The 25,825-nt window shown below is 62.2% G+C and carries 23 protein-coding genes; 6 read left to right on the top strand and 17 right to left on the bottom strand.

Annotated elements, in window-relative coordinates; genetic code table 11:
• Positions 1–113 precede the first annotated feature (113 nt).
• Positions 114–758, top strand: coding sequence for a cAMP-activated global transcriptional regulator CRP (crp, locus tag C9990_RS02755; protein WP_065904593.1), 645 nt, complete (start codon positions 114–116; stop codon positions 756–758).
• Here crp and C9990_RS02750 read toward each other — a convergent pair.
• The 14 genes from C9990_RS02750 to C9990_RS02685 form a co-directional block, all read right to left on the bottom strand.
• A complete protein-coding gene (locus tag C9990_RS02750; protein WP_106802484.1) occupies positions 755–1,450 on the bottom strand; it encodes a lipoate--protein ligase family protein in 696 nt (231 codons plus the stop codon). The genes crp and C9990_RS02750 overlap by 4 nt on opposite strands.
• A 156-nt stretch (positions 1,451–1,606) precedes the next feature.
• On the bottom strand, positions 1,607–2,443 hold the full coding sequence (gene trpC, locus C9990_RS02745; protein WP_065904597.1) for an indole-3-glycerol phosphate synthase TrpC: 837 nt from the start codon (positions 2,441–2,443) through the stop codon (positions 1,607–1,609).
• The gene (gene trpD / locus C9990_RS02740) at positions 2,440–3,489 is read right to left on the bottom strand and encodes an anthranilate phosphoribosyltransferase (protein WP_065904599.1); all 1,050 of its coding nucleotides are present in this window, start codon (positions 3,487–3,489) and stop codon (positions 2,440–2,442) included. The genes trpC and trpD overlap by 4 nt, the downstream gene beginning before the upstream one ends.
• A gap of 9 nt (positions 3,490–3,498) precedes the next feature.
• Positions 3,499–4,092, bottom strand: a complete 594-nt coding sequence (locus C9990_RS02735) for an aminodeoxychorismate/anthranilate synthase component II (protein WP_065904600.1) — start codon at positions 4,090–4,092, stop codon at positions 3,499–3,501.
• Between the two features lie 10 nt (positions 4,093–4,102).
• Complete coding sequence (gene trpE / locus C9990_RS02730; protein WP_106802483.1) at positions 4,103–5,584, bottom strand: anthranilate synthase component I; 1,482 nt, start codon at positions 5,582–5,584, stop codon at positions 4,103–4,105.
• Between the two features lie 68 nt (positions 5,585–5,652).
• Entirely contained in the window at positions 5,653–6,471 is an 819-nt protein-coding gene (locus tag C9990_RS02725) for a phosphoglycolate phosphatase (RefSeq protein ID WP_065904604.1), read from the bottom strand.
• Positions 6,468–7,142 carry a ribulose-phosphate 3-epimerase gene (gene rpe, locus C9990_RS02720; protein ID WP_065904606.1) on the bottom strand — a complete coding sequence of 225 codons (675 nt, stop codon included), beginning with the start codon at positions 7,140–7,142 and terminating at the stop codon, positions 6,468–6,470. The genes C9990_RS02725 and rpe overlap by 4 nt, the downstream gene beginning before the upstream one ends.
• A gap of 84 nt (positions 7,143–7,226) precedes the next feature.
• The gene (locus C9990_RS02715) at positions 7,227–8,375 is read right to left on the bottom strand and encodes an iron-containing alcohol dehydrogenase (RefSeq protein ID WP_106802482.1); all 1,149 of its coding nucleotides are present in this window, start codon (positions 8,373–8,375) and stop codon (positions 7,227–7,229) included.
• Between the two features lie 209 nt (positions 8,376–8,584).
• Positions 8,585–9,409 carry an ABC transporter permease gene (locus C9990_RS02710; protein ID WP_106802481.1) on the bottom strand — a complete coding sequence of 275 codons (825 nt, stop codon included), beginning with the start codon at positions 9,407–9,409 and terminating at the stop codon, positions 8,585–8,587.
• A gap of 12 nt (positions 9,410–9,421) precedes the next feature.
• Positions 9,422–10,654: an ABC transporter permease gene (locus tag C9990_RS02705; protein WP_106802480.1), complete on the bottom strand. Its 1,233-nt coding sequence runs from the start codon at positions 10,652–10,654 to the stop codon at positions 9,422–9,424.
• Between the two features lie 197 nt (positions 10,655–10,851).
• Positions 10,852–11,892, bottom strand: a complete 1,041-nt coding sequence (locus C9990_RS02700) for an ABC transporter substrate-binding protein (protein WP_106802479.1) — start codon at positions 11,890–11,892, stop codon at positions 10,852–10,854.
• A 43-nt stretch (positions 11,893–11,935) separates the two neighbouring features.
• Complete coding sequence (locus C9990_RS02695; protein WP_065904611.1) at positions 11,936–13,048, bottom strand: ABC transporter ATP-binding protein; 1,113 nt, start codon at positions 13,046–13,048, stop codon at positions 11,936–11,938.
• A 306-nt stretch (positions 13,049–13,354) separates the two neighbouring features.
• Complete coding sequence (locus C9990_RS02690) at positions 13,355–13,984, bottom strand: response regulator transcription factor (RefSeq protein WP_065904613.1); 630 nt, start codon at positions 13,982–13,984, stop codon at positions 13,355–13,357.
• Positions 13,985–14,002: 18 nt separating this feature from the next.
• The gene (locus C9990_RS02685) at positions 14,003–15,997 is read right to left on the bottom strand and encodes a histidine kinase (protein WP_106802478.1); all 1,995 of its coding nucleotides are present in this window, start codon (positions 15,995–15,997) and stop codon (positions 14,003–14,005) included.
• Positions 15,998–16,074: 77 nt separating this feature from the next.
• Here C9990_RS02685 and C9990_RS02680 point away from each other — a divergent pair, with 77 nt between their 5' ends.
• A complete protein-coding gene (locus C9990_RS02680; protein WP_065904617.1) occupies positions 16,075–17,049 on the top strand; it encodes an alpha/beta hydrolase family protein in 975 nt (324 codons plus the stop codon).
• Between the two features lie 87 nt (positions 17,050–17,136).
• Here the strand turns inward: C9990_RS02680 and C9990_RS02675 are convergent, their stop codons facing one another.
• The 3 genes from C9990_RS02675 to C9990_RS02665 are packed head-to-tail and all read right to left on the bottom strand — an operon-like array spanning position 17,137 to position 19,602.
• Entirely contained in the window at positions 17,137–17,904 is a 768-nt protein-coding gene (locus tag C9990_RS02675; protein ID WP_106802477.1) for a TerB family tellurite resistance protein, read from the bottom strand.
• 1 nt (position 17,905) lies between these two features.
• Positions 17,906–18,580: an N-acetylmuramate alpha-1-phosphate uridylyltransferase MurU gene (murU, locus tag C9990_RS02670; RefSeq protein WP_106802476.1), complete on the bottom strand. Its 675-nt coding sequence runs from the start codon at positions 18,578–18,580 to the stop codon at positions 17,906–17,908.
• Complete coding sequence (locus C9990_RS02665; RefSeq protein ID WP_065904623.1) at positions 18,577–19,602, bottom strand: aminoglycoside phosphotransferase family protein; 1,026 nt, start codon at positions 19,600–19,602, stop codon at positions 18,577–18,579. Before C9990_RS02665 ends, murU begins: the two co-directional genes overlap by 4 nt.
• Before the next feature lie 130 nt (positions 19,603–19,732).
• Between C9990_RS02665 and C9990_RS02660 the strand changes: the two genes are divergently transcribed.
• Genes C9990_RS02660 through rsmA form a run of 4 tightly spaced genes read left to right on the top strand, consistent with a single transcriptional unit; the run spans position 19,733 to position 25,653 of the window.
• Positions 19,733–22,543, top strand: coding sequence for an LPS-assembly protein LptD (locus C9990_RS02660; protein ID WP_106802475.1), 2,811 nt, complete (start codon positions 19,733–19,735; stop codon positions 22,541–22,543).
• Positions 22,518–23,858: a peptidylprolyl isomerase gene (locus C9990_RS02655; RefSeq protein ID WP_065904630.1), complete on the top strand. Its 1,341-nt coding sequence runs from the start codon at positions 22,518–22,520 to the stop codon at positions 23,856–23,858. The genes C9990_RS02660 and C9990_RS02655 overlap by 26 nt, the downstream gene beginning before the upstream one ends.
• A complete protein-coding gene (gene pdxA / locus C9990_RS02650) occupies positions 23,855–24,844 on the top strand; it encodes a 4-hydroxythreonine-4-phosphate dehydrogenase PdxA (protein WP_106802474.1) in 990 nt (329 codons plus the stop codon). Before C9990_RS02655 ends, pdxA begins: the two co-directional genes overlap by 4 nt.
• Positions 24,841–25,653, top strand: a complete 813-nt coding sequence (gene rsmA, locus C9990_RS02645; protein WP_065904634.1) for a 16S rRNA (adenine(1518)-N(6)/adenine(1519)-N(6))-dimethyltransferase RsmA — start codon at positions 24,841–24,843, stop codon at positions 25,651–25,653. The genes pdxA and rsmA overlap by 4 nt, the downstream gene beginning before the upstream one ends.
• Positions 25,654–25,825 lie beyond the last annotated feature (172 nt).

The raw sequence follows: 25,825 nt of genomic DNA, 5'->3' as shown, positions 1-25,825 counted from the left end.
CTGGCGCCAACTCAATGGCGCATTGCCATCCTTTGTACAGCGTGTATCAATGCCGATACCGCTGGTATAAAAACAAATCCATCTACACCGTGCAGTCTTTTCGGGATACAACCATGGTTGCTCTTACTCCCATACCCAAGATCAAGAATCTCGACAAGCTGCTGATGCACTGCCAGCGCCGGCGCTATCCGGCCAAGCACAACATCATCTGCGCCGGCGAGCGTTCCGAAACGCTGTTCTTCATTATCAAAGGCTCGGTCACCATCCTGATCGAGGATGAAGACGGCCGTGAAATGATCATCGCCTACCTGAACACCGGGGATTTCTTTGGGGAGCTGGGGCTGTTTGAACAGGCCGGCAAGGAGCAGGAGCGCAGTGCCTGGGTGCGCGCCAAGGTCGAATGCGAAGTGGCCGAGATCAGTTACGCCAAATTTCGCGAACTGGCCCAGCACGATCCCGACATTCTCTACGCCCTCAGCGGTCAAATCGCCCAGCGTCTGCGCGACACCACGCGCAAGGTCGGCGACCTGGCGTTCTTTGATGTCACCGGCCGCGTGGCGCGCTGCCTGTTGGAGTTGTGCAAGCAGCCCGACGCCATGACCCATCCCGACGGCATGCAGATCAAAGTCACGCGCCAGGAAATCGGGCGCATTGTCGGCTGTTCACGGGAGATGGTCGGACGGGTGCTCAAGGACCTCGAAGAACGCAACCTGGTGCACGTCAAAGGCAAGACGATGGTGGTGTTCGGTACCCGTTAAACCGGCAGGAAGCTGGCCAACATCTGACGGTACAACGTGTCGAGCCGGCTGATGGCGTCCGGCGCGGGGAAGGCTTCGTGCAGGGCGATATGGCTGTCGGCACGTACCCGCTGCTCAAGGCCACACGCCTGGTTGAAGCGATTGACCGCCGCGATCAACTCATCGCGATCGTTTTCCAGCAACAGCGCACCGTGCACCAACCCCACCGGACGACCGCCGACTTGTCGCCAGCGCTGGGCAGTGCCGACCATCTTGCGACCGTTGAGGTTGACGTTATAGCGACCGTCACAGAACGCCCCGTCGATTTCACCGACCGAGGCGTCACCGCCCAACTCGATCAACAGATCGCAGATCGGCTGGCATAAACGCTGGTAACCGGTTTCGATGCGGCCTTGGTCGCCTTCGCTGCGTGGGGGGGCGTAGACCAGGGCAATATTCACCGTGGCACTCGACTGCGGCACCGGCTCGCCGCCGGTTTCGCGCAGCAATACCGGCCAACCGGCGTCCGCCGAGACCTGGCTGGCGGTTTCGAATGCCGGCAGCCGACTCAAGCGGCGGGGCATTACCAGGGCTTGGTCGCTGGGTTGCCAGAACAATAGGCCGAATTCCTGCTCACCCGCGCAAACGGCCGCCAGGAGGTCTTGCTCAGCGGCAAGACCTGCTTGGACAGTCATCGACATTGGCTTGGTCATCGAACACCTACCTCTCTGGATCAGCACAGAATCAAATGTGGGAGCTGGCTTGCCTGCGATGCAGGCACCTCGGTGTATCTATATCACCGAGGTGACGCTATCGCAGGCAAGCCAGCTCCCACAAAAGCCAGCCCTCACACTTACCGACGTTGAAAGTCAGTCGAGGGTCGAACCACTCACCGCCACGCCACGCTCCGGGAAGAACAGACGCTGCAACTCCGCCCCCGGGTTCTCGGCGCGCATGAAGGTCTCGCCCACCAGGAACGAGTACACCCCACTGATTTCCATCAGTTCCACGTCGGCACGGTTGACGATGCCACTCTCGGTGATCACCAGACGGTCACGCGGAATCCGCGGCAGCAGGTCGAGGGTGTTTTCCAGGCTGACTTCGAAGGTGTGCAGATTACGGTTGTTGACGCCCACCAGCGGGGTGTCGAGGGTTTTCAGCGCACGTTCCAGCTCATCACCGTCGTGTACTTCGACCAGCACATCCAGGCCGACACTCTTGGCCACGGCCGCCAGCTCCGCCATCTTCACATCATCCAGCGCGGAGACGATCAGCAGCACGCAGTCGGCGCCCAAGGCGCGGGCTTCGACGATCTGGTACGGGTCGACCATGAAATCCTTGCGGATCACCGGCAACTTGCACGCCGCGCGAGCCTGCTGCAGGAACAGGTCGCTGCCTTGGAAGTAATCGATATCGGTGAGCACGGAGAGGCACGTCGCCCCGCCCTTCTCATAGCTCTTGGCAATGTCTTCAGGAATGAAGATCTCGCGGATCACACCCTTGCTGGGCGAAGCCTTCTTGATTTCAGCAATGACGGCAGGCTGTTTTTCCTTGGCCTGCTTGATCAGTGCATTGGCAAAACCACGCGGTGCGTCAGCGATTTTCGCCTGGCTTTCCAGCTCGGCGAGGCTGACGCGAGCACGGCGCTCGGCGACTTCTTCGGCCTTGCGGGCCAGGATCTTTTCCAGAACGGTCGGCACACTCATCCTTCATTCTCCATCTTGAATACTGCGGTGAATGCTCCCAGTTCTTCGAGCTTCTCGCGAGCCAGACCAGTGTGCAGCGCATCGTGGGCCAAGGCGACACCTTCCTTAAGACTATAGGCGTGGTCGGCTGCGTAAAGTGCCGCGCCAGCATTCAGAACAATCATTTCCGCCGCTTTTTGACCGTTCTCGGTCTTGCGACGCCCGAGGGCATCGCGAATCAGTTCCAGCGATGCCGCCGGGCTTTCCACCGCCAGGCCGTGCAGGCTCTGGCTTTTCATGCCCAAGTCTTCAGGCTCGACCCAGTATTCGGTGACCTGGTCGTCCTTCAACTCCGCCACGAAGGTCGGTGCTGCCAGGCTGAATTCGTCCAGGCCGTCCTTGGAATGCACCACCAGCACATGCTTGCTGCCCAGGCGTTGCAATACTTCCGCCAGCGGCCGGCACAGGGCCTGGCTGAACACGCCGACCACCTGGTGCTTCACACCGGCCGGATTCGTAAGCGGGCCGAGCATGTTGAACAGGGTACGCAGGCCGAGGTCCTTGCGCGGGCCTGCGGCGTGCTTCATCGCGCCATGGTGGGACTGGGCAAACATGAAGCCGATGCCGACGTTGTCGATGCAGCGCGCCACTTGTACCGGGGTCAGGTTCAGGTAGATGCCGGCCGCTTCCAGCAGGTCGGCGCTGCCGCTCTTGCCGGACACCGCACGGTTGCCGTGCTTGGCCACGGTGCAACCCGCCGCCGCGACCACAAAGGAGGACGCCGTCGACACGTTGAAAATATTCGCACCGTCGCCGCCGGTGCCGACCACGTCGACCACGCCATCGAGGGTCTTGAGCTCAACCTTGTCCGCCAGCTCGCGCATGACCGACACGGCGCCGACGATCTCGTCGATGCTCTCGCTCTTCATGCGCATGGCCATCATGAACGCGCCGATCTGCGCGTCGGTGCATTGACCGGTCATGATCTCGCGCATCACATCGCTCATTTCAGCGGTGCTCAGGTCCAGGTGGCCGACGATACGGCTCAGGGCAGTCTTGATATCCATGGAAAGTCCTTAGCGCGTGCCGCCGCTCTGCTTGAGAAAGTTGGCGAACAGCTCGTAGCCCTGCTCGGTCAGGATCGATTCGGGGTGAAATTGCACCCCTTCGATATTCAGTGTCTTGTGGCGCAGGCCCATGATCTCGTCGACCGAACCGTCTTCCAGCTGGGTCCAGGCGGTGAGTTCCAGGCATTCCGGCAGGGTCTCGCGCTTGACCACCAGCGAATGGTAGCGGGTCACGGTCACCGGCAGGTTGAGGCCGTGAAACACGCCCACATCATTATGGAACACCGGGCTGGTCTTGCCGTGCATCACTTGGCGCGCGCGCACCACGTCACCGCCAAAGGCCTGGCCGATGGACTGGTGGCCCAGGCACACGCCCAGGATCGGCAGCTTGCCGGCGAAATATTGGATTGCTTCCAGGGAAATACCCGCCTCGGTCGGCGTGCACGGGCCTGGCGAAACCACGATACGCTCCGGGTTCAGGGCAGCGATCTCGGCCACGCTCAGTTCGTCGTTGCGCACTACCTTGACCTCGGCACCCAGCTCGCCCAGGTACTGCACAACGTTGTAGGTAAAGGAGTCGTAGTTATCAATCATCAGCAACATGGGGGAAACCTCAGGAATTGGGGGTCTGTTCAGCCAGCGCAACGGCGCGGAACATCGCGCGGCGCTTGTTCAGGGTTTCTTCCCATTCGAGGGCCGGCACCGAGTCGGCGACGATCCCGCCGCCGGCCTGCACGTGCAGTTCCCCGTCCTTGATCACCGCCGTACGGATCGCAATGGCGGTGTCCATGTTGCCGTTCCAGGCGAAATAACCCACGGCGCCGCCGTAGACACCGCGCTTGACCGGTTCCAGCTCGTCGATGATCTCCATCGCGCGGATCTTCGGCGCACCCGACAAGGTGCCCGCCGGCAGAATCGCGCGCAGCGCGTCCATCGCGGTCAAGCCGGCTTTCAGCTCACCGGTGACGTTGGACACAATGTGCATCACATTCGAGTAACGCTCGATCACCATCTTCTCGGTGAGTTTCACCGAACCGATTTCCGACACACGCCCGGTGTCGTTGCGGCCCAGGTCGATCAGCATCAGGTGCTCGGCGATTTCCTTGTCGTCACTGAGCAGGTCTTCTTCCAGCGCCAGGTCGGCTTCTTCGGTCGCGCCACGCGGGCGTGTGCCGGCGATCGGGCGCACGGTGATCAGGTTGTCTTCGACCCGCACCAGCACTTCCGGCGAACTGCCCACCACGTGGAAGTCGCCAAAGTTGAAGAAGTACATGTACGGCGTCGGGTTGAAGCAGCGCAGTGCGCGATACAGGTCGATCGGCGCAGCCTTGAAGTCGATGGACATGCGCTGCGACGGCACCACTTGCATGCAGTCACCGGCGAGGATGTATTCCTTGATGGTATCGACCGCGCGCTCGTAGTCATCCTGAGTAAAGCTTGAACGAAAGATCGGGTCGGCTGCCGGTGGACGGCTGAGGTCCAGGCCGCGACGCGGGGTGATCGGCTGGCGCAGTTTTTCCAGCAGGGCTTCGAGGCTGGCCTGGCCCTGCTCGAAGGCGGCAGCCTTGGACGGGTCGGCGAGCACGATCGCGTGCATCTTGCCGGCGAGGTTGTCGAACACCACCACCGCATCCGAGACCATCAACAGAATGTCCGGCACACCCAGCGGATCCGGGTTCGGGCATTTGCCCAGGCGTTTTTCCACGTAGCGCACGCAGTCGTAGCCGAAATACCCCACCAGACCGCCGTTGAAACGCGGCAGGCCAGGGATGGTCGGCACGTTGTAGCGCGCCTTGAAGGTTTCGACGAACGCCAGCGGGTCTTCCACGTCATGGCTTTCGATCTCGACGCCATCATGGGTGATGCTCACGTGATGGTCGTGCACCCGCAGTACGGTGCGGCACGGCAGGCCGATGATCGAGTAACGGCCCCACTTCTCGCCGCCCTGTACCGATTCGAGCAGGTAGGAGTTGGGCTCGTCGGCCAGTTTCAGGTAGATCGACAGCGGCGTATCGAAGTCGGCCAGGGTTTCGCAGGCCATGGGAATGCGGTTATAGCCGGCAGCGGCCAAACGCAGGAATTCTTCGCGGGTCATGATGTGCCTCGTGGCATGAGGGTCTAACAGTCAGGTATGCAAACGTGCCGCAGCGCGGCCAGGATCAGTCAGGCGCGCCAACGCCAGCGGGCCAGGGCCTTGATGACTTTCATCCAGAGTTTGCGAGTGACCACCACGATGGAATTTCCAGAAGGGGACGGATCGATGTCGGGCAACGTTATCTCAGCGCCCGCTCCCAAGCAACCGGGGATTAACAGTCGCAGGTCATCAATCACCAGCGCCGGCGACTCTTCGGCGATCGGCCGGCCATGGTTGTAGCCGTAACTGAGCGCCACGCACTGCACGCCAGCGGCCTTTGCCGCCAGCACATCACTGCGCGAATCGCCGACAAACAACGACTGGGAGGCCGGGATATTGGCCATTTTCATCACGAAAAACAGCGCTGCCGGGTCGGGCTTCTTCTGCGGCAAGGTATCGCCACCGATGATCCAGCGGAAATACCGGCCGATTTTCATCTGGTCCAACAGCGGCGCGACGAAACGCTCCGGCTTGTTGGTGATCAGGGCCATTTCCACGCCCTGCTTGCTCAACCATTTGAGCGTGTCGCGCACGCCGGGGTAGACCACGGTCAGTTCGTGGCCGCCTTCATAGGCGGCATTGAACAGTTCCAGGGCGTGCTCGGCCTCGACATCGTCGACGCCTTCGGCATCGATGTGATTGGCCAAGGCCCGGCGCACCAGCATCTGCACGCCGTTGCCGACCCACTCGCGCACCGATTCAATCCCCGCCGGCTTGCGCCCCAGCTTGAGCAGCATCTCGTCCACCGCCGCTGCCAGGTCAGGCACCGAATCGATCAACGTACCGTCCAGATCGAACATCACCAGCCGTGGCAGCTTGCCGGGAAACAGCTGCTCGAAGCCGCTCATGGACGCGCCAGCGCCAGTTCTGCACGCATCTTGTCGATGACTTCCTGGTAATCGGGGGCGTTGAAGATCGCCGAGCCGGCCACAAAGGTGTCGGCGCCTGCTGCTGCAATTTCACGGATATTGTTGACGTTGACCCCGCCGTCGATTTCCAGGCGGATATCGCGGCCCGAGGCATCGATCAGCGCGCGGGCTTCGCGCAGTTTGTTCAGGGTGCCGGGGATGAACTTCTGCCCGCCGAAGCCTGGGTTGACGCTCATCAGCAAGACCATGTCGACCTTGTCCATCACGTATTCAAGCACGCTCAACGGGGTCGCCGGGTTGAACACCAGGCCCGCCTTGCAGCCGCCTTCGCGGATCAGTTGCAGGGTGCGGTCGACGTGCAGCGTGGCTTCCGGGTGGAACGTGATGTAGGTGGCGCCGGCCTCGATGAAGTCGCCGACGATGCGGTCCACCGGGCTGACCATCAGGTGCGCGTCGATCGGCGCGGTGACGCCGTACTTGCGCAGCGCCGCGCAGACCATCGGGCCGATGGTCAGGTTGGGCACGTAGTGGTTGTCCATGACATCGAAGTGCACGAAGTCGGCACCGGCGGCCAACACTTTGTCCACTTCCTCACCCAGGCGGGCGAAGTCGGCGGAGAGAATCGATGGAGCAATGACGAAGGGCTGCATGACGCACCTTTTTTGAGCTAAATCACGATGGCGCGCATTGTATACCTCATGCTTTGCCCTGCGCACCGTGACCTGGCTCAACGGCTAGTACGCAGCCCGATAGATTTTCTCGATATCCGCCGCGCTGAGCTTGCGCGGATTGTTGCGCATCAGGCGCTCGATACCGGCCGCTTCGGTGGCCATGGACGCGATAGCCTCCTCGGGCACGCCAAAGCTGCGCAGGCCTGCCGGGATCTCCACGGCGCCGCACAAGCGTGTCATCGCCTCGACTGCCTGGTCGGCCGCATCGTTGACGCTGAGCCCGCTCACATTCACGCCCATGGCCTGGGCAATGTCCTGCATGCGCTCGACACAGGCCAGCTTGTTCCAGTGCATCACATACGGCAGCAACAGGGCGTTGCTCACGCCGTGGGCGATATTGAAGCGCCCGCCCAGCGGGTACGCCAATGCGTGCACCGCGCCGACCCCGGCGTTACCGAACGCCATGCCTGCCATCAGGCTCGCGGTGGCCATGTCATCGCGGGCCTGCAGGTTGGCCGGGTTGGCGTAGGCCTTGGGCAGCGCCGTGGCAATCAGCTTGATCGCGCCAATGGCCAGGGCATCGGTGATCGGCGAGGCGTTCAGCGACAAATAGGACTCGATGGCATGCACCAGCGCATCCACACCACTGGCCGCGGTGACACTGCGCGGGCAGGTCAAGGTCATTTGCGGGCTGATCAACGCGACATCCGGCAGCAGGTAATCGCTGACGATGCCTTTCTTCAACTGCGCGGCCTTGTCGGAGAGGATCGCCACATTGGTCACCTCGGAGCCGGTGCCAGCAGTGGTAGGGATCGCGATCAGCGGCGGGCCCTTGCGCGGCACCTGGTCGACGCCGAACAAATCCGCCAGCGCGCCGTGGTAACCGGCATAGGCCGCGACACTCTTGGCGATGTCGATGGCGCTGCCACCGCCCACGCCGATCAGGCCATCGTGCCCGCCTTCGCGGTACACGCGCATGCAGTCCTCGACGATGGAGATTTCCGGGTCGGGCAGCACGCGGTCGAAGATTTCGTAAGTGCGCTCACCAAGGTGTTCGAGCGCCAGCGCCACGGTGCCGGACTTGACCAGTGCGGCATCGGTGACGATCAGCGGGTTGTCCACATCCAGGCGTGTGAGTTCGGCAGCCAGTTGTTCGATGGCGCCAGCGCCGGTCAGCAGTTTGTGGGCGATCTTGAATGAGGAAGTACTCATGTGCGCGGCCTCTTATTCGGAAATGGGCTGGCACTAGAGTAGCTGAGGGAAATAGGTTGTCAGCCATTCAGCAACTGAATGGTCTGAATGAACACAAAACCAATGTTTGCGGGCTTGCTCGCGAAAGCGGTGTGTCAGTCAACAGACCTTTTACTGATCCACCGCATTCGCGAGCAAGCCCGCTCCCACATTTTGATCTCCGCTTGGGTTTAGACCTGGGCGGTGCGCAGTTTTTCGCTGCGGCCACGCAGCCATTCCAGCGTCAGCAACAGCAACACCGAGAAGGCAATCAACAAGGTCGCTGCCGCAGCAATGGTCGGGCTGAGGTTCTCGCGGATGCCGCTGAACATCTGGCGCGGCAGGGTCGCTTGCTCGGGGCCGGCGAGGAACAGCGTCACCACCACCTCGTCGAACGACGTGGCGAAGGCGAACAGCGCGCCGGAGATCACCCCCGGTGCAATCAACGGCAGGGTCACCCGGCGAAACGCGGTCAATGGCGAAGCGCCCAGGCTGGCAGCCGCCCGCACCAGATTATGGTTGAACCCCTGCAACGTCGCAGACACGGTGATGATGACAAACGGCACGCCGAGCACGGCGTGCACCACAATCAGCGAGAAGAAACTGTTGCCCAGGCCCAGCGGCGCAAAGAACAGGTAACTGGCCACGCCAATGATCACCACCGGCACCACCATCGGCGAAATCACCAAGGCCATGACCAAGGCTTTGCCGGGGAAATTCCCGCGCGTCAGGCCAATCGCCGCCAGCGTGCCGAACACCATGGCCAGCGCCGTGGCCGCCGGGGCGACGATGATGCTGTTCTTCAAGGCACGCATCCATTCGGCCGAGGCGAAGAAGTCCTGGTACCAGTGCAGCGAAAAACCCTGCAGCGGGTACACCAGGAAACTGCCGCTGTTGAACGACAGCGGGATGATCACCAGCACGGGCAGGATCAGGAACAGCAGGATCAGGCCGCAGAGAATCCGCAAGCTGTAGAACCACACCCGCTCGACGGGCGACATATAAGGGCTCAGCATCGCAAGGTCTCCTCAGCTCAGGCGCAGGCGACTGGCGCCCACCAGCCGGTTATAGATCAGGTACAGCACCACGGTCGCCAGCAGCAGCAAGCCGCCCAGCGCCGTCGCCATGCCCCAGTTGATGCTGGTGTTGGTGTAGAAGGCCACGAAGTAGCTGACCATCTGGTCGTTCGGGCTGCCCAGCAGCGCCGGCGTGATGTAGTAACCAATCGCCAGGATGAACACCAGCAGGCAGCCGGCGCCGACCCCGGCGTAGGTCTGCGGGAAGTACACGCGCCAGAAGCTCGCGAATGGGTGACAACCCAGGGAAATTGCCGCACGCATATAGGTGGGCGAGATGCCCTTCATCACGCTGTAGATCGGCAGGATCATGAACGGCAGCAGGATGTGCACCATCGAGATGTAGACCCCGGTGCGGTTGAACACCAGCTCCACCGGTTTGTCGACCAGACCCATGCCCATCAACGCGCTATTGATCAGGCCACCGGACTGCAGCAACACGATCCACGCCGCCACCCGCACCAGGATCGAGGTCCAGAACGGCAGCAGCACGAGGATCATCAGCAGGTTGCTTTTGCGCGCCGGCAGGTTGGCCAACAGGTAGGCCAGGGGATAGGCCAGCAGCAGGCACACGAAGGTGATTACCAGGCCCATCCAGAAGGTGCGGGCGAAGATGTCCAGGTAGATCGCCTGGTCCGGCGTGGCCGGGGCGACTTCGCCGAGGTCGTCGATGCGATGATCGACGGCCGCCAGCAGGTAATACGGTGTGAGGCTGCTGGTATTGCGCCGGATCGCCTGCCAGTACGCCGGGTCGCCCCAGCGTTCATCGAGGCTTTCCAGCGCTTCTTTATAGGAAGCGGGTGCGTCGCTGAACGGCAGCGCCCGCGCGGTTTTGGTCAGCAGGCTGCGATAGCCGGCCAGTTCCATGTTCAAGCGCTTGGACAGGTCGCCCAGGGTCTGGTTTTTACGCGCTTCGCCCAGGTCATCGCTGAGGGCCTGATACACCGGCTCGCCCGGCAAACCCCGGCCATCCCAGGTCTTCACCGCGACCACGGTGCGCGGCAGACCGCCCACCACTTCCGGGTTGCCGACGCTTTTGTAAAGCAGCGCAACAATCGGCACCAGGAACACCAGCAGCAAAAACAGCACCAGCGGCGCAATCAAGGCCTGCGCCTTCCAGCGATTGAGCCGCTCGGCACGCGCCAGGCGCTGCTTGAGGGTGGGGCTGGGAATGGCGATAACCATGGCAAACTCCGGAACTTGAAAATGAATGCGCTCTGCCCAACACAGCAGATTTCATGTGGGGGCGGGCTTGTGCGGGAGCGGGCGGGCTCGCGAATGCGGTGTGACAGTCAGCCCATGAGGAGACTGATCCACAGTATTCGCAAGCAAGCCCGCTCCCACACTTAGCGGTTCGCACATGGGTCCAGCGGTGTTGCAGGTTATTTGGCAGCCCAGGAATTGAAGCGCTGCTCCAACTGCTCGCCGTTATCCGCCCAGAAGCTCACATCGATCTGCACCTGGTTGGCGATGTTCTCTGGCGTGGTCGGCATATCCTTCAGCACATCCTTGGCCAGCAACGGTACGGCTTGGGTATTGGCCGGGCCGTAGGCGATGTTTTCCGAATAGGTTTTCTGCTGCTGCGGCTGCACCGAGAAGGCGATGAATTTCTTCGCCGCTTCCGCGCGATCCTTGGCCAGGCCCTTCGGAATAGCCCAGGCATCGAAGTCGTAGATGCCGCCGTTCCACACCACTTTCAGGTTGCTCTCTTTCTGCACGGCAGCAATGCGACCGTTGTAGGCCGAGCTCATCACCACGTCACCCGAGGCGAGGTACTGCGGCGGCTGTGCACCGGCTTCCCACCACTGGATCGACGGCTTGAGTTCGTCGAGTTTCTTGAACGCACGGTCCTGGCCATCCTTGCCGGCCAGCACTTTGTAGACGTCCTTCGGTGCAACCCCATCAGCCATCAAGGCGAATTCCAGGGTGTACTTGGCGCCCTTGCGCAGGCCGCGCTTGCCCGGGAATTTCTTGGTGTCCCAGAAATCTGCCCAACTGGTCGGCGCAGAAGCCAGCTTGTCGGCGTTGTAGGCCAATACGGTGGACCACACGAAGAAGCCCACGCCGCACGGCTGGATCGCGCCCTTCACGTAGTCGCCCGCGTTGCCGAACAGTTTCGGGTCCAGCGGCTCGAACATATCTTCGTCGCACCCACGCGACAGTTCCGGGGATTCGACTTCCACCAGGTCCCAGGACACGCTCTTGGTATCGACCATGGCCTTGACCTTGGCCATTTCGCCGTTGTACTCGCCAGCGACGATCTTGCCGTTGCCGGCACTTTCCCACGGTGCATAGAAAGCCTTGACCTGGGCCGCCTTGTTCGCGCCGCCGAAGGACACGACCGTCAGGTCCGGGCCTGCCATGGCCTGTGTCGCGCCCATCAATCCAATCGCCAGGGCCGAATATTTAAGGGATCTCAACATTGTTGTTCTCTCCACGTGCAGGGTTGGTGAAGCCATGGGGCGATCAATTCGCCTCTAGAAGTGGGTCGAGTGCGCGAACGTGCTCGACTTGCCAGCCAATCGGTACCACGTCGCCAACCGCCAACGCTGGGTCCAGCTCGGCGATCGGTTGTTTCACAAAAAAATCGGTCTTGCCGCAGACTTCCAGGCGCACACGCACGTGGTCACCCAGGTAGATGAACTCCGCCACCCGCCCGGAGAAACGGTTGCTGCAGCTCTCGCTGGAACCATTCAGGCTGACGCGCTCAGGGCGTACCGACAGGGTCACCGGGCCGCCGACCTGGCCGACGTTCACCGCCAGCGCCTCGACCTTCTCGCCGCGCGCCAGCTCCACCACGCAACGGTCGCCGGTATGGCTGTGCAGGCGCCCGTTGAGGCGATTGTTCTCGCCGATGAAGTTAGCGACGAAGGTGTTCTTCGGCTCTTCATAGAGGGTGCGCGGCGCAGCAATCTGCTGGATCTCGCCCTGGTGGAACACCGCTACCCGGTCAGACATGGTCAAGGCTTCGCCCTGGTCGTGGGTGACGTACACCACGGTCACGCCGAGACGCTGGTGCAGGTGCTTGATCTCCATCTGCATGTGTTCACGCAGTTGTTTGTCGAGGGCGCCGAGGGGTTCGTCCATCAGCACCAGTTGCGGCTCGAACACCAGCGCCCGGGCCAATGCCACGCGCTGTTGCTGGCCGCCGGAGAGTTGCGCCGGGTAGCGCTGGGCGAAGGCGTCGAGCTGGACCATATTCAGCACGCGCTTGACCCGCTCGCTGATGTCGGTCTTGCTCAAGCCGCGTACCGACAGCGGGAACGCGAGGTTCTCGGCGACGGTCATGTGCGGGAACAACGCGTAGTTCTGGAACACCATGCCGATATCACGCTTGTGCGGCGGCACGTTGTTGATGGAGCGGCCGGCCAGTTGGATTTCGCCAGCGGTCGGCGTTTCAAAGCCGGCGAGCATCATCAGGCTGGTGGTCTTGCCCGACCCGGACGGCCCGAGCAGGGTGAGGAACTCGCCCTTGCGAATCTCCAGGTTGAGGTCCTTGACGATCAGGTTCTCGCCGTCGTAGCTCTTCTGCACGCCACGAAAGCTGACCAGCACATCATTTGAATCCACCTCGCTCATACCCGCACCTTTGTGTTTTGGACTGCCGTGGCACAAGCGTAGTCCAGCCGCGAGACCCCGGAAATCGGGGGCCAGGAGAGAATCGCATCAGCCGGATGGAAGGTTGGGGGTAGGGATCGCCCTACACGAATGGCGGGGACAGGACAGTGCTGCGACAAGATGCGCGCTGCAAGCGGCAAGAATGGGCATCTACCTGCGAAACACCTGTCGCAAACAGACACGCCCCTTCCCTGTAGGAGCCCGGCGTGCCGGCGATGCGTACGAAGAATCGCCTTCACCGGCAAGGAATAGACACCACCCCGTGTCCTACAAAAGCTTGTGCTCCATGGCGTACTTCACCAGTTCCGCCAACGAAGTGATATTGAGCTTCTGCATCAACCGCGCCTTGTGGGTGCTGATGGTCTTGCTGCTCAGCGCCAACTGCTGGGCGATGTCATTGACATTGGCGCCCTGGGCCAGGCGCTCGAACACCGAGAACTCCCGCTCCGACAGCAGCGAATGCAGCGGACGGGCGTCGGTCAGGCCGACTTCAAAGACCATGCGGTCCGCCAGGTCCGGGTCGATGTAGCGCCCACCGGCCGCCACCTTGCGGATCGCCGTGAGCAACAGCGCCGGGTCGCTGTCCTTGGTTGCATAACCGGCAGCACCGACCTTCAGGGCGCGGGCGGCCATCTGCGCTTCATCGTGCATGGACAGCACCAGGATCGCCGGCGGATTGCTCAACGCGCGTATCCGCGCAATCGCCTCCAAACCGTTGACGCCAGGCATCGAGATATCCAGCAACACCACCTCGCAGGGCACATGGCGCAAGGTCTCGAGCAACTGCTCGCCATTGCTCGCCTCGCCCACGACCTGCAGGTCTTTGGCCAGGCCGATCAATTGCTTGATGCCCTCTCGAACGATGGTGTGGTCTTCGGCTACCAGTACGCGAATCACAAGGCCTTCCTCTTAGGGTTATGCATCCAACGGCACCGTGACACTCAGGGTCGTGCCCTCCCCCAACTCGCTGTCCAGGCTCAGTTGCCCGCCCATGATCAACACCCGCTCGCGCATGCCCACCAGGCCAAACGACACGGGACGCCCGTTGGCCTGGACGAAACCGACGCCGTCATCACTGATGGTCAGCCGCAGGTGGGGACCTTCCACCACCAGCGTCAGCTCGACAGTATGCGCCTGGGCATGGCGCATCACATTGGTCAGCGCTTCCTGCAGGATCCGGAACAGGCCGATGGCCTTGGCATCACTCAGGGTCGGCAGGTTCTCCGGGACTTGCACCAGACAGGGGATTTGCGTGCGCGCTTCAAAGCGCCGCGCCTGCCACTCGATGGCCGAGGCGATCCCGGCATCCAGGATCGGCGGGCGCAGCGCCGTCGCCACGTCCCGCACCAGTTGGAACAGCTGGGCGATCAGGCGCTTCATGCTGTTCAGGCGCTCATGCAGGCCTGGGTCCAACTGTGCATAGGCCAATTCGCACATGGAGGTTTCCAGCTTGAGCACGGTGAGCATTTGCCCCAGCTCGTCGTGGACTTCGCGGGCGATGCGCGCTTTTTCTTCCTCGCGCACCGTTTCCAGGTGGGCCGACAACTCGCGCAACTGCGCTTCACTTTGCAACAGGGCGGCCAGGGTACGGCGCAGTTCAGTGACATCGTTGAGGTAGACCACCAGGTATTCAGCTTCGGCAAACCGCAGAAAACTCAAGGACACGTTCGCCGGCAGGATGCTGCCATCTGCGCGCCGGCAATCGGTGGCGAAGTTCTGTGGCCCGTCTTCACTGGCCCGCGCGCGCTTCCACAGGTTGAGCCAACGGTCCATGTCCAGGGAAGGATCGAGGTCGGCCAACGGCCGTTCGATCAGGGCGCCGGCGTTATAACCGAGCATGTTTTCGGCCGCGCGGTTGGCGTAGCGCACGTGGCTGTCCCAGTTGACCCACAGGATGCCAACGGTGCTTTGGTCGATGGAGAACTGCGTCAAGCGCAAGGCTTCAGCACCGGCGGCGCGGGCCGCGCTTTCTTCGCGGGCGGCCAGCAGGCCTTGCTCAAGCACGCGTTGCTGGCGGCGCTGCCAGAACACAATGGCCAGGCTGGCGAGCAGGAGCAGCCCCAAAAACAGGCTGAGGTTTTGCCACAGGCCCGGGGATTCCGTCATGCGTGGGTATTTGGGCTGCAGCCAGCGGTTGTGCAGTTGGTCCAGGTCACGGGCGGGGATAGCGCGCAAAGCGCTTTGCATGATGCCGGCCAGCTCCGGCCAATCCCGGCGCGTGGCCACTCGCAGCAACTGCGGCAGGCCGATGTCGCCCACCACCGCCAGCCCGGCGAACTCGGCCTCGCCGGACAAGCGGCTCAACTGCGCTTCATCCACCACGGCATACCGGGCCTGTTGGCTGACGAGCAACTGCAGGGCCTGGCGCTCCATGGGCACACCTTGCAGATTGAGGCCGGGATACGTACCGCGCAGGTAATCGGCCACGGCACTGGGCATGCGCACCGCGACACGCGATTGCTCGTCGAGCTTTTCCAGTTCGACCGCCCCGCCACCGTCACGGACACCCACGATGTGTTGCGGCACGCGCATATAGGGATCGGTGAACAGCCACAGGCGCAAACCGGCCGGGGTCTGTTGCAGGCCGGGGGCGATGTCCACTTCGCCTTCGCTCAGGGCCGCCTCCAACTGCTCCTGGCTGGGGAAGTTGCGCCAGGTCAGTTCGATATTCAGCGCCTTGGCCAGCCATTGCATCAGCTCGACATTAGCCCCGGACAACCGCTGCAGGCGGCGGTCGTATTGTGCGTACGGCGCCTGCAACACCAGGCCCACCCGCAACTCCGGGTGCCGGGCCAGCCATTCGCGCTGGGCCGCATTCAGCTGCGCTTGTGGGGCCGCGGGCGCAGGGGCGGCGTTCGCCATCAAGGCAAAGCATAAACCGCCGATAACCAGCAGACAGCGAAAACCCATGATCCACGTCTCACATCACTGACAAATACTGACCAACCCATTAGGCTGCTGGAATCACTTCTGGCCGGGAATTAACGATGCCCTTTCTCCACCGTTCGGCACTGCCAGCATTGTGCCTGTCGCTTCTCTTTACCAGTGCCTTTTCCGTACAGGCGGCCGATGCACCCGCGCCTGCGGCGGAAAAACCGGTCGAACGCCTGCCCTTGCCCGAGCGCAGCCAGGAAGAAGCCAGTGCCCTTGAGCGAAAAATCCCGCAACAGGAACAGCAACAGTTGCAGGCCGGCAGCGACTCATTCCTCGCCCTGTGGAAACCGGCCAACAGCGCCGAACCCGAAGGCGTGGTGATTATCGTACCGGGCGCCGGCGAAAATGCTGACTGGCCGCAAGCAATCGGCCCGTTGCGACGCAAGTTTCCGGACGCCGGGTGGGGCAGTCTCAGCCTGTCGTTGCCGGACACCAGCATGGACACGCTGCCGCCGCGCGTCATGGAAGCGTCCAAGGCCACTGTCGACACCAGCAGCAAAGACGCGAGCACCGCCGACAAACCCATCGAACAGGCCGCCAGTGCCGAAGCCGAAGGCACTGACCCGGCCGTGGTACCCGGCGCCGACGAGCAAGACAAGACCGACGCCTCACGCATCTTCGCGCGCATCGATGCCGCCGTGGCCTTCGCCCAGACCCAGGGCGCACGCAGTGTAGCGCTGGTCGGTCACGGCACCGGGGCCTGGTGGGCCGCGCGTTACTTGAGCGAGAAGCAGCCGTCCCAGGTACAGAAATTTGTCATGGTCGCGGCGCAGACGCCCACTGGCCGCCAACCGGACGTCGAGCAGTTGGCTCCCGGCCTGAAACTGCCGACCGCCGATGTCTTCTATCAAGACACCGCCCAGGCACGCAAAAACGCCCTGGCCCGTGCGCAGGCGGCCAAGCGCTTGAAGAATGAAGGGTATAAGCAAGTGACATTGAAGACCCTGCCCGGCAACAGCGCGGCCGAGCAGGAGCAGTTGTATCGGCGGATTCGCGGCTGGCTGAGCCCGCAGGCAAGCAGCGACTAACCCCGGGTTTCAGGAAAGCCGCAGACCTCCTGTGGGAGCAGGCTTGCTCGCTCCCACAATAGGGTTGTCACACTCACATCGCGTGACTTAACGGAAATCCCGGCGCTCGCGAATCAACGCATAGGCGCTGTGCAATTCGCGGGTGCGTTCGGTGGCCTCACGCACTTGCGCGGGGGTTGCGCCACTGCCGGCAATCTTGTCCGGGTGGTGGCGGCTGAGCAGGCGGCGGTAGGCGCGCTTGATCACCGACGGCTCGCTGGTGGAGGTCACGCCAAGCAAACGCAGCGCGTCCTGATAACTGCCACCGCGATTGACCAACGGCTTGCGCTCCGGCGTGTAGTCCGCGGCCAGTGCCTGGAGTTGCTGCGGCGTCCAGCCCAGCCACTTGCCCCACAGGTCGATCAGGTCACGCTCGGCGTCATCCGCCCGGCCGTCCGCCCAGACCATCCGCCAGCACGCACGCAACACACCTTCGGCCGCATGCGGCTGAGCCTTGAGCACACGCAGGTAGGTGCGCACACGGTCAGACCCGGATTTGCCGCGATTGAACGCCGCGATCGCCCGGCGCTGGGCCGAGTCGGTCATGTCCAGCGAACGCATCTCCTGGCGCGCCTGCTGGATATGCCCGTCCACCACGCGACCATTGCTCTTGGCCAGGCGCCCCAGCAGCACGAACAATAATTCATCATTGCGCAACGCCGGGCGCCCGCCCAGGCGCTCGCGCAACTGTGCCCAGCTTTGCAGTTGCAGGCGGCGGTCCAGCGCCTGACCCAACAGCGCACCCAACAAGGCCCCCGGAATGCTGGCAATGGCAAAGCCAGCCCCGGCGCCGATCAGCGTCCCTGGCCACAACATGCTACTGCCCCGCTGTCAGCAGGGTTTCGACTTGCGCCAGGCGCTCCAGCGTGCCGACATCAATCCAGCGTCCCGCCATGTGTTCCCCCGTCACCAAACCTTTGGCCATCGCCGCGCGCAGCAGCGGCGCCAGCTTGAAGGCACCGGCACTGCAACCCGCGAACAATTTCGGGTCGAGCACTGAAATGCCACTGAAGGTCAGGTTATCGGCACCGGGCGCCGCATCATGAAGCACGCCTTGATCAAGGTAGAAATCACCGCCCGAGGGGTGATGCGCCGGGTTGTCGACCATCACCAGATGCGCCAGGCCCTGCAGCGGTTGGCGCAGCCGGGTGAAATCGTAGTCGGTCCAGATATCACCATTGACCACCAGGAAGGGTTCATCCCCCAGCAGCGGCAAGGCCTGGAAAATCCCGCCGCCGGTTTCCAGCGGCTCGCCTTCCGGGGAGTAGCGGATGCGCAAGCCAAATTGTGCGCCGTCGCCCAGGTAGCTTTCGATCTGCTCGCCCAGCCAGGCGTGGTTGATCACGATATCGGTGAAGCCGGCCTTGGCGAGCGCCTCCAGGTGATATTCGATCAGGCGCTTGCCACCGGCCTGCACCAGCGGCTTGGGCGTGTGCAAGGTGAGCGGGCGCATGCGCTCGCCTTTGCCCGCCGCCAGGATCATCGCCTTCATACGCTGGCCTCGGCGGGCTGGCGCAGGCTGGTCAGCAACTCAGCCAGCTCGCTCAACTCGGCACGTTCGGCCAGCACTGCTTCTATATAAGCAAAGAAGCGCGGCACGTCGGCCAGGTAGCGCGGCTTGCCGTCGCGATGGCAAATGCGCGCGAAGATGCCGATAACCTTGAGGTGACGCTGGACGCCCATCAGGTCGCTGGCGCGCAGGAACTCGTCGAAATCCGCCTGCACCGCAATGCCGGCCTGCCCCGCGCGCTGCCAATAGCCGCGTTGCCATTCCCGCACGCGGGCCTGGGGCCAACTGAGGAATGCATCCTTGAACAGGCAGGTGATGTCGTAGGTGACAGGGCCGTAGACCGCGTCCTGGAAATCCAGCACGCCGGGGTTCGGCTCGCTGATCATCAGGTTGCGTGGCATATAGTCGCGGTGCACCAGCACTTTGGGCTGCGCCAGGGCGCTGTCGATCAGCCGATCACTGACGCGCTGCCAGAGCGCTTGCTGCTGTGTATCGAACTCGATACCCAGGTGCCTGCGCACGTACCACTCCGGAAACAATTCCAGCTCGCGGCGCAGCAAGGCGACGTCGTAGCTGGGCAACGGCGCATCCATCGGCAACTGCTGAAAGGCCAGCAATGCATCGATGGCATCGGCGAACAATCGGTCGGCGTTTTGCTCGTCGATGACGTCCAGGTAGGTTTTTCTGCCCAGGTCATTGAGTAAAAGAAAGCCTCGCGACAAATCTTCTGCATAAATTTTTGGAACATTTATGCCGGACTTCGCGAGCAAATGAGCGATATCGACGAAAGGTTTGCAGTTTTCCTGGGGGGGTGGAGCGTCCATCACGACGAACGTGCGACCACCCCCTTCCCACCGGAAATACCGCCTGAAACTCGCGTCGCTGCTGGCCGCGGTCAATGTGGCCGGGGGTACGGCACCCCAGCCTTGAGCGTTGAAAAGAATCGGCAACTGCTCATCCAGCCAGACTTCCAGCTGTTGTAAACGTAGATCTTGCTCGGGCATTACAAGGGTCTCCGACGGCGCTAGCCGTCAAGCGGGTCATGCTTTATTATCACGCATCTTTTTCAGACCATCGAGAGGCGTGCGGCCCACACCGCGGGCAGATGGCACGCAGGAAGCCCGGACTAATAAGATGGCATTGAAATCCCCCGCGTTTCGTAGAAAATTTCCGTTGCTGGTAACCGGCAGTCTGCTGGCCATGCAACCCTTCGCCACCTCATTCGTGGTCGCCGCGGAACAGTATGACTGCTCAGTCTCTGCTTCGGGTGCCTGGGATTGCGCGCCGAAAACCGCCGCTGCCCCTCTACCACCGCGCCCGGTGCATGACGGCGCTGCCGTCAGCTCGGCCAACAGTACGGCTCAGGCCGATACCGGTGGCAAAGCCGATGCCGAGCCTAAGACCGCACTGGTTACCGAATCCAAGGGCCGTGGCCTGCGTTCGCGCAGCGCCGACTACAGCCACCTGGACTGGGTACCGCGCGACAAGCTGACCGCAGCCCAGTTGGCCGAAACCGGTCCTTACTGCGGCGGTGCGTACATCGAGCCGATTCGTCCTGGCATGAACGACAAGACGAACAAGAGCGATGCGCCCACCTTCATCGGTGCCAAGGCCTCTCGCTACGAGCAGGAACAACAGGTCGCGACCCTGGCCGGTGACGTCGTCATGCGCCAGGGCAGCATGCAGCTGGAGTCCGAGGAAGCCAGCCTGTACCAGGCTGAAAACCGCGGCGAGCTGAACGGCAATGTGCGCATGCGCGACAACGGTGCCCTGATCGTCGGCGACCACGCCGAGGTCCAGCTGGACACCGGCGCGGCGCAGATCGACAACGCCGAGTACGTGCTGCACAAGTCGCGCATCCGCGGCAACGCGCTGTACGCCAAGCGTGCCGAAAATGCGATCATCCGTCTCAAGGACGGTACGTACACCACGTGCGAGCCAGACAGCAACGCCTGGCAGCTCAAGGGCAACAACATCACGTTGAACCCGGCCACCGGCTTCGGTACGGCTACCAACGCGACGTTGCGGGTCAAGAACATCCCGATCCTGTACACCCCGTACATCTATTTCCCGATCGACGACCGTCGTCAATCCGGCTTCCTGCCACCAAGCTTCAGCAGCGGCAGCGAAACCGGCTTTACCTTGGTAACGCCGTACTACTTCAACCTGGCGCCCAACTATGACGCCACGTTGTACCCGCAATACATGACCAAGCGCGGCCTGATGATGGAAGGCGAGTTCCGCTACCTCACCAAGTCCAGCGAAGGCCAGGTCGGCGGCGCGTACCTGAACGACGACAACGACGAACGCAAGCGCCAGACCGATTACGAAAAAACCCGCTACATGCTCAACTGGCAACACAAGGGCGGGCTGGATTCGCGTGTACTGACCCAGGTCGACTACACCACGATCAGCGACCCTTACTACTTCCAGGACCTCAAGTCCTACCAGGAAGGTGTCGAGAGCCAGGACTACGTCAACCAGCAGGGTTCCGTCACTTATCGCGGCGACACCTTCCAGGCACGTCTGAACCTGCAGGCCTACCAGCTGGCCACGATTTCCCAGGTCACCCCGTATGACCGCCTGCCGCAGATCACCTTCAACGGTACCCTGCCGTACCATCCAGGTGGCTTGAACTTCAGCTACGAGACCGAAGCCGTACGCTTCGACCGCGACCTGGAAAACGGTAGCTTCACCAACGAAAACGGCGAGATTGAACCGCGCCTGGACACCTATGTTCGTGGCCTGACCCGTGCAAACGGTACTCGCCTGAACGTAGCGCCAGCCGTCGAATACCCGATGAACTGGACCTACGGCTTCGTGACGCCGAAGCTCAAGTACGTCTACACCAAGTACGACCTGGACCTGGACAACATCGGCAAGAACCAGATCGTTGCTGATCAGGCTGCAGCCACCGCTGCCAACCCGTACGCGGGCGGCACCTTCAAGAGCTCCCAGGACCGTGCGCTTCCGGTGGCCAGCATCGACAGCGGCCTGTACTTCGATCGCAACACCAACTGGTTCGGCAAGGACTATCGCCAGACCCTTGAGCCGCGTGCGTTCTACCTGTACGTACCGAACAAGGACCAGAGCGATATCCCGGTGTTTGACACCAGCGAGTACTCGTTCAGCTACGCGTCGCTGTTCCGCGACAACCGCTTCAGCGGCTCCGACCGTATCGGCGACGAGAACAAGCTGTCCCTGGGCTTGACCAGCCGCTGGATCGAAGACAACGGCTTCGAGCGTCAGCGCGTATCCGTGGGCCAGGCGCTGTACTTCAAGGATCGTGAAGTGCAACTGCCGGGCATCCTGGCTTCCGACCGTGCCGATGCACAGTCCGATGTCTCGCCAATCGCCCTGGACTACGAGTTCCGCTTCAACCGCGACTGGCGCGCCACTGCCGACTACAACTGGGACACCGAGAATCACAGTCCTCGTTCCGGCAGCGCGATGCTTCACTACCAGCCGGAAGACAACCCGAACAAGATCATCAACGTCGGCTATCGCTATCGTAACGACCAGGTCGTCTACAACCAGCTGACCGGCAAATGGCAGTTCGGTGGTGACTATGGCCAGCCAGGCGATCCGAACTTCGTGAAGGATTACTACAAAATCCAGCAACACGACTTCTCGATGATGTGGCCGATCATTCCACAGTGGAACCTGATCACCCGCTGGCAGTATGACTACGCTCGCAACCGTACCCTGGAAGCCTTTGGTGGTTTCGAGTACGACAACTGCTGCTGGAAACTGCGCTTGATCAACCGTTACTGGGTTTCCAACGACGAATACAGCCAGATCGCCCCGCTTAACGAAAAGGGTGACCACGGGCTCTTCCTGCAAATCGTCCTCAAAGGACTCGGCGGCCTGACCGGCGCCAAGGTAGAGAGCTTCCTCGACAAAGGCATTGAAGGTTATCGTGAACGTGAAGACCAAGCTTTCTGATTGTCTGCGCCCGCTAGTGCTGGGCGCGCTGTTCCTGGGTACCGCATCGGCTCACGCTGCGGTTCAAGAACTGGATAAAGTAGTGGCCATCGTCGATAACGACGTGATCATGCAGAGCCAACTGGACCAGCGCGTCAAGGAAGTCCAGCAAACCATCGCCAAGCGTGGCGGTGGCGTGCCGCCTACCAGCGTCCTGGACCAGCAGGTGCTTGAGCGCCTGATCGTCGAGAACCTGCAACTGCAGATCGGCGACCGTTCCGGCATCCGTATTTCGGATGAAGAACTGAACCAGGCCGTGGGCACCATTGCCCAGCGCAACAACATGAGCATTGACCAGTTCCGCGCGGCCCTGGCCCACGATGGTTTGTCCTATGAGGACGCCCGTGACCAGATCCGTCGTGAAATGATCATCAGCCGTGTGCGCCAGCGTCGTGTGGCCGAACGCGTCCAGGTGTCCGAGCAGGAAGTGAAGAACTTCCTGGCGTCGGACCTGGGCAAGATGCAGCTGTCCGAAGAGCTGCACCTGGCCAACATCCTGATCGCCACGCCTGACAGCGCCACATCCGAGCAGTTGAATGCCGCCGCGGCCAAGACCCAGGCTATCTATGATCGCCTGAAGGCCGGTGCCGACTTCGCCCAAATGGCGATCGCCCAGTCGGGCAGCGACAACGCCCTCGAAGGCGGTGACATGGGCTGGCGTAAAGCTGCTCAATTGCCACCTCCGTTCGACCGCGAGCTGAGCGCGATGGAAGTCGGTGGCATCACCCAGCCTGCACGCACCCCGGGTGGTTTCATCATCCTCAAGCTCCTGGAAAAACGTGGCGGCGAGACCTCGCTGAAAGACGAAGTGCATGTTCGTCATATCCTGGTCAAACCAAGCGAAATCCGCAGCGAAGCGCAAACCAAGGAACTGGCCCAGAAGATCTATGACCGCATCGAAAGCGGTGAAGACTTCGCCACCCTGGCCAAGAGCTTCTCGGAAGACCCGGGTTCCGCCCTCAACGGCGGCGACTTGAACTGGATCGACCCGAAGGCCCTGGTGCCGGAGTTCCAGCAGGTGATGGCCGAGACGCCACAAGGCGTGCTGTCCAAGCCGTTCAAGACCCAATATGGCTGGCACGTACTGGAAGTCCTTGGCCGTCGCGCCACCGACAACACCAGTCAGGCCCGCGAGCAACAAGCACTGAACGTACTGCGTAACCGCAAATACGACGAAGAGTTGCAAACCTGGCTGCGTCAGATCCGTGACGAAGCTTATGTAGAGAACAAGCTGCCAGGCGCCGAGCAAACAGGCACCGACCAGGCAGCCCAGTGAAACCCCAGCGTTTCGCGGTGACACCCGGCGAGCCGGCCGGCATTGGTCCAGACCTGTGCCTGCTGCTCGCCTCGCAACCCCAGCCACACCCCCTGATTGCCATTACCAGCCGTGACCTGCTCCTTGAGCGGGCCGCGCAGCTGGGTGTGGCGGTCAATCTGCTGGACGTGGCGCCGGGCAACTGGCCTGACCTGCCTGCTCCTGCCGGCAGCCTGTACGTGTGGGACACCCCGCTTGCAGCCAAGGTCGTGGCCGGGCAGTTGAACAAGGCCAATGCGGCCTTTGTCCTGCAAACCCTGACACGTGCTGGCCAGGGCTGCATCGACGGCGACTTCGCCGGCATAATCACCGCGCCGGTGCACAAGGGCGTGATCAACGAATCCGGTATCGCCTTTTCCGGCCACACCGAATTCCTTGCCGAGCTGACGCACACCGAACAAGTCGTGATGATGTTGGCCACGCGCGGCCTGCGGGTCGCCCTGGTGACCACGCACCTGCCACTGCGCGAGATCGCCGACGCCATCACCGTTGAACGTGTCGAACGCGTAACGCGCATCCTGCACGCCGACCTGCAACATAAATTCGGCATTGCCCAACCGCGCATCCTGGTTTGTGGGCTCAATCCCCACGCCGGTGAAGGCGGCCATTTGGGCCATGAAGAAATCGACATCATCGAACCAACCCTGGAGCGTCTGCGCCAAGAAGGCATGGACCTGCGCGGCCCGTTGCCTGCAGACACTCTGTTTACCCCCAAATATCTGGAGCACTGCGATGCAGTGCTGGCGATGTACCATGACCAGGGGTTGCCCGTGCTGAAATACAAAGGCTTCGGCGCCGCAGTCAACGTGACACTGGGCCTGCCGATCATCCGCACCTCCGTCGACCATGGCACCGCCCTGGACCTGGCAGGCAGCGGCAAGATCGATACCGGCAGCCTGCACGTGGCCCTGGAAACCGCCTATCAGATGGCCGAGACCCGTATATGACCGAGCATTACCAACACCGGGCGCGCAAGCGCTTCGGGCAAAACTTCCTGCACGACGCTGGCGTGATCGACCGCATCCTGCGCTCCATCCATGCCAAGCCCGAAGACCGCCTGCTGGAAATCGGCCCGGGCCAGGGCGCACTGACCCAAGGCCTGTTGGCCAGCGGCGGCCAACTGGACGTAGTGGAACTGGACAAGGACCTGATCCCGATCCTCAACCAGCAGTTCGCCGGCAAGCCCAACTTCAATCTGCACCAGGGCGACGCACTGAAGTTCGACTTCAACACCCTCAATGCCGCGCCCAACAGCCTGCGCGTAGTCGGCAACCTGCCGTACAACATCTCCACACCGCTGATTTTCCACCTGCTGAACAACGCCGGGATCATCCGCGACATGCACTTCATGCTGCAGAAAGAAGTGGTCGAACGCCTGGCTGCAGGGCCTGGTGGTGGTGATTGGGGCCGCCTGTCGATCATGGTCCAGTACCACTGCCGCGTGGAACATCTGTTCAACGTCGGCCCAGGTGCGTTCAATCCACCGCCCAAGGTTGACTCAGCCATCGTGCGCCTGGTGCCGCACGCCGTGCTGCCGCACCCGGCCAAGGATCACAAGCTGCTCGAGCGCGTGGTGCGCGAAGCGTTCAACCAGCGCCGCAAGACCCTGCGCAACACGCTCAAGGCGCTGCTGAGCAACGCCGAAATCGAAGCCGCCGGCGTCGACGGCAGCCTGCGCCCCGAGCAACTGGATCTGGCGGCGTTCGTGCGCCTGGCGGACCAGCTTGCCATTCAGCCCGCCCCCGCCGTCGAATAACCCCGTAGCAGCCGGCTTGCCGGCGATGGCGCCCTCAACCTCGCTATCGCCAACAAGCCGGCTCTAACAGGGGCGTGCCCACCCGGCCAGACGGCATGTCTGGCCTAGTGCCCACCTATTGGCCTAGACTGATCCGCATCTGCTGTCCTCCGCTTTTGCTTTTAAGGCCTCT

The sequence above is a fragment of the Pseudomonas sp. S5D5 genome, assembly GCF_003013355.1.
Lineage (GTDB): Bacteria > Pseudomonadota > Gammaproteobacteria > Pseudomonadales > Pseudomonadaceae > Aquipseudomonas > Aquipseudomonas aylmerensis.
The sequence above is the reverse complement of the archived record's forward strand: the minus strand, read 5'-3'. Positions and strand labels throughout refer to the sequence as shown.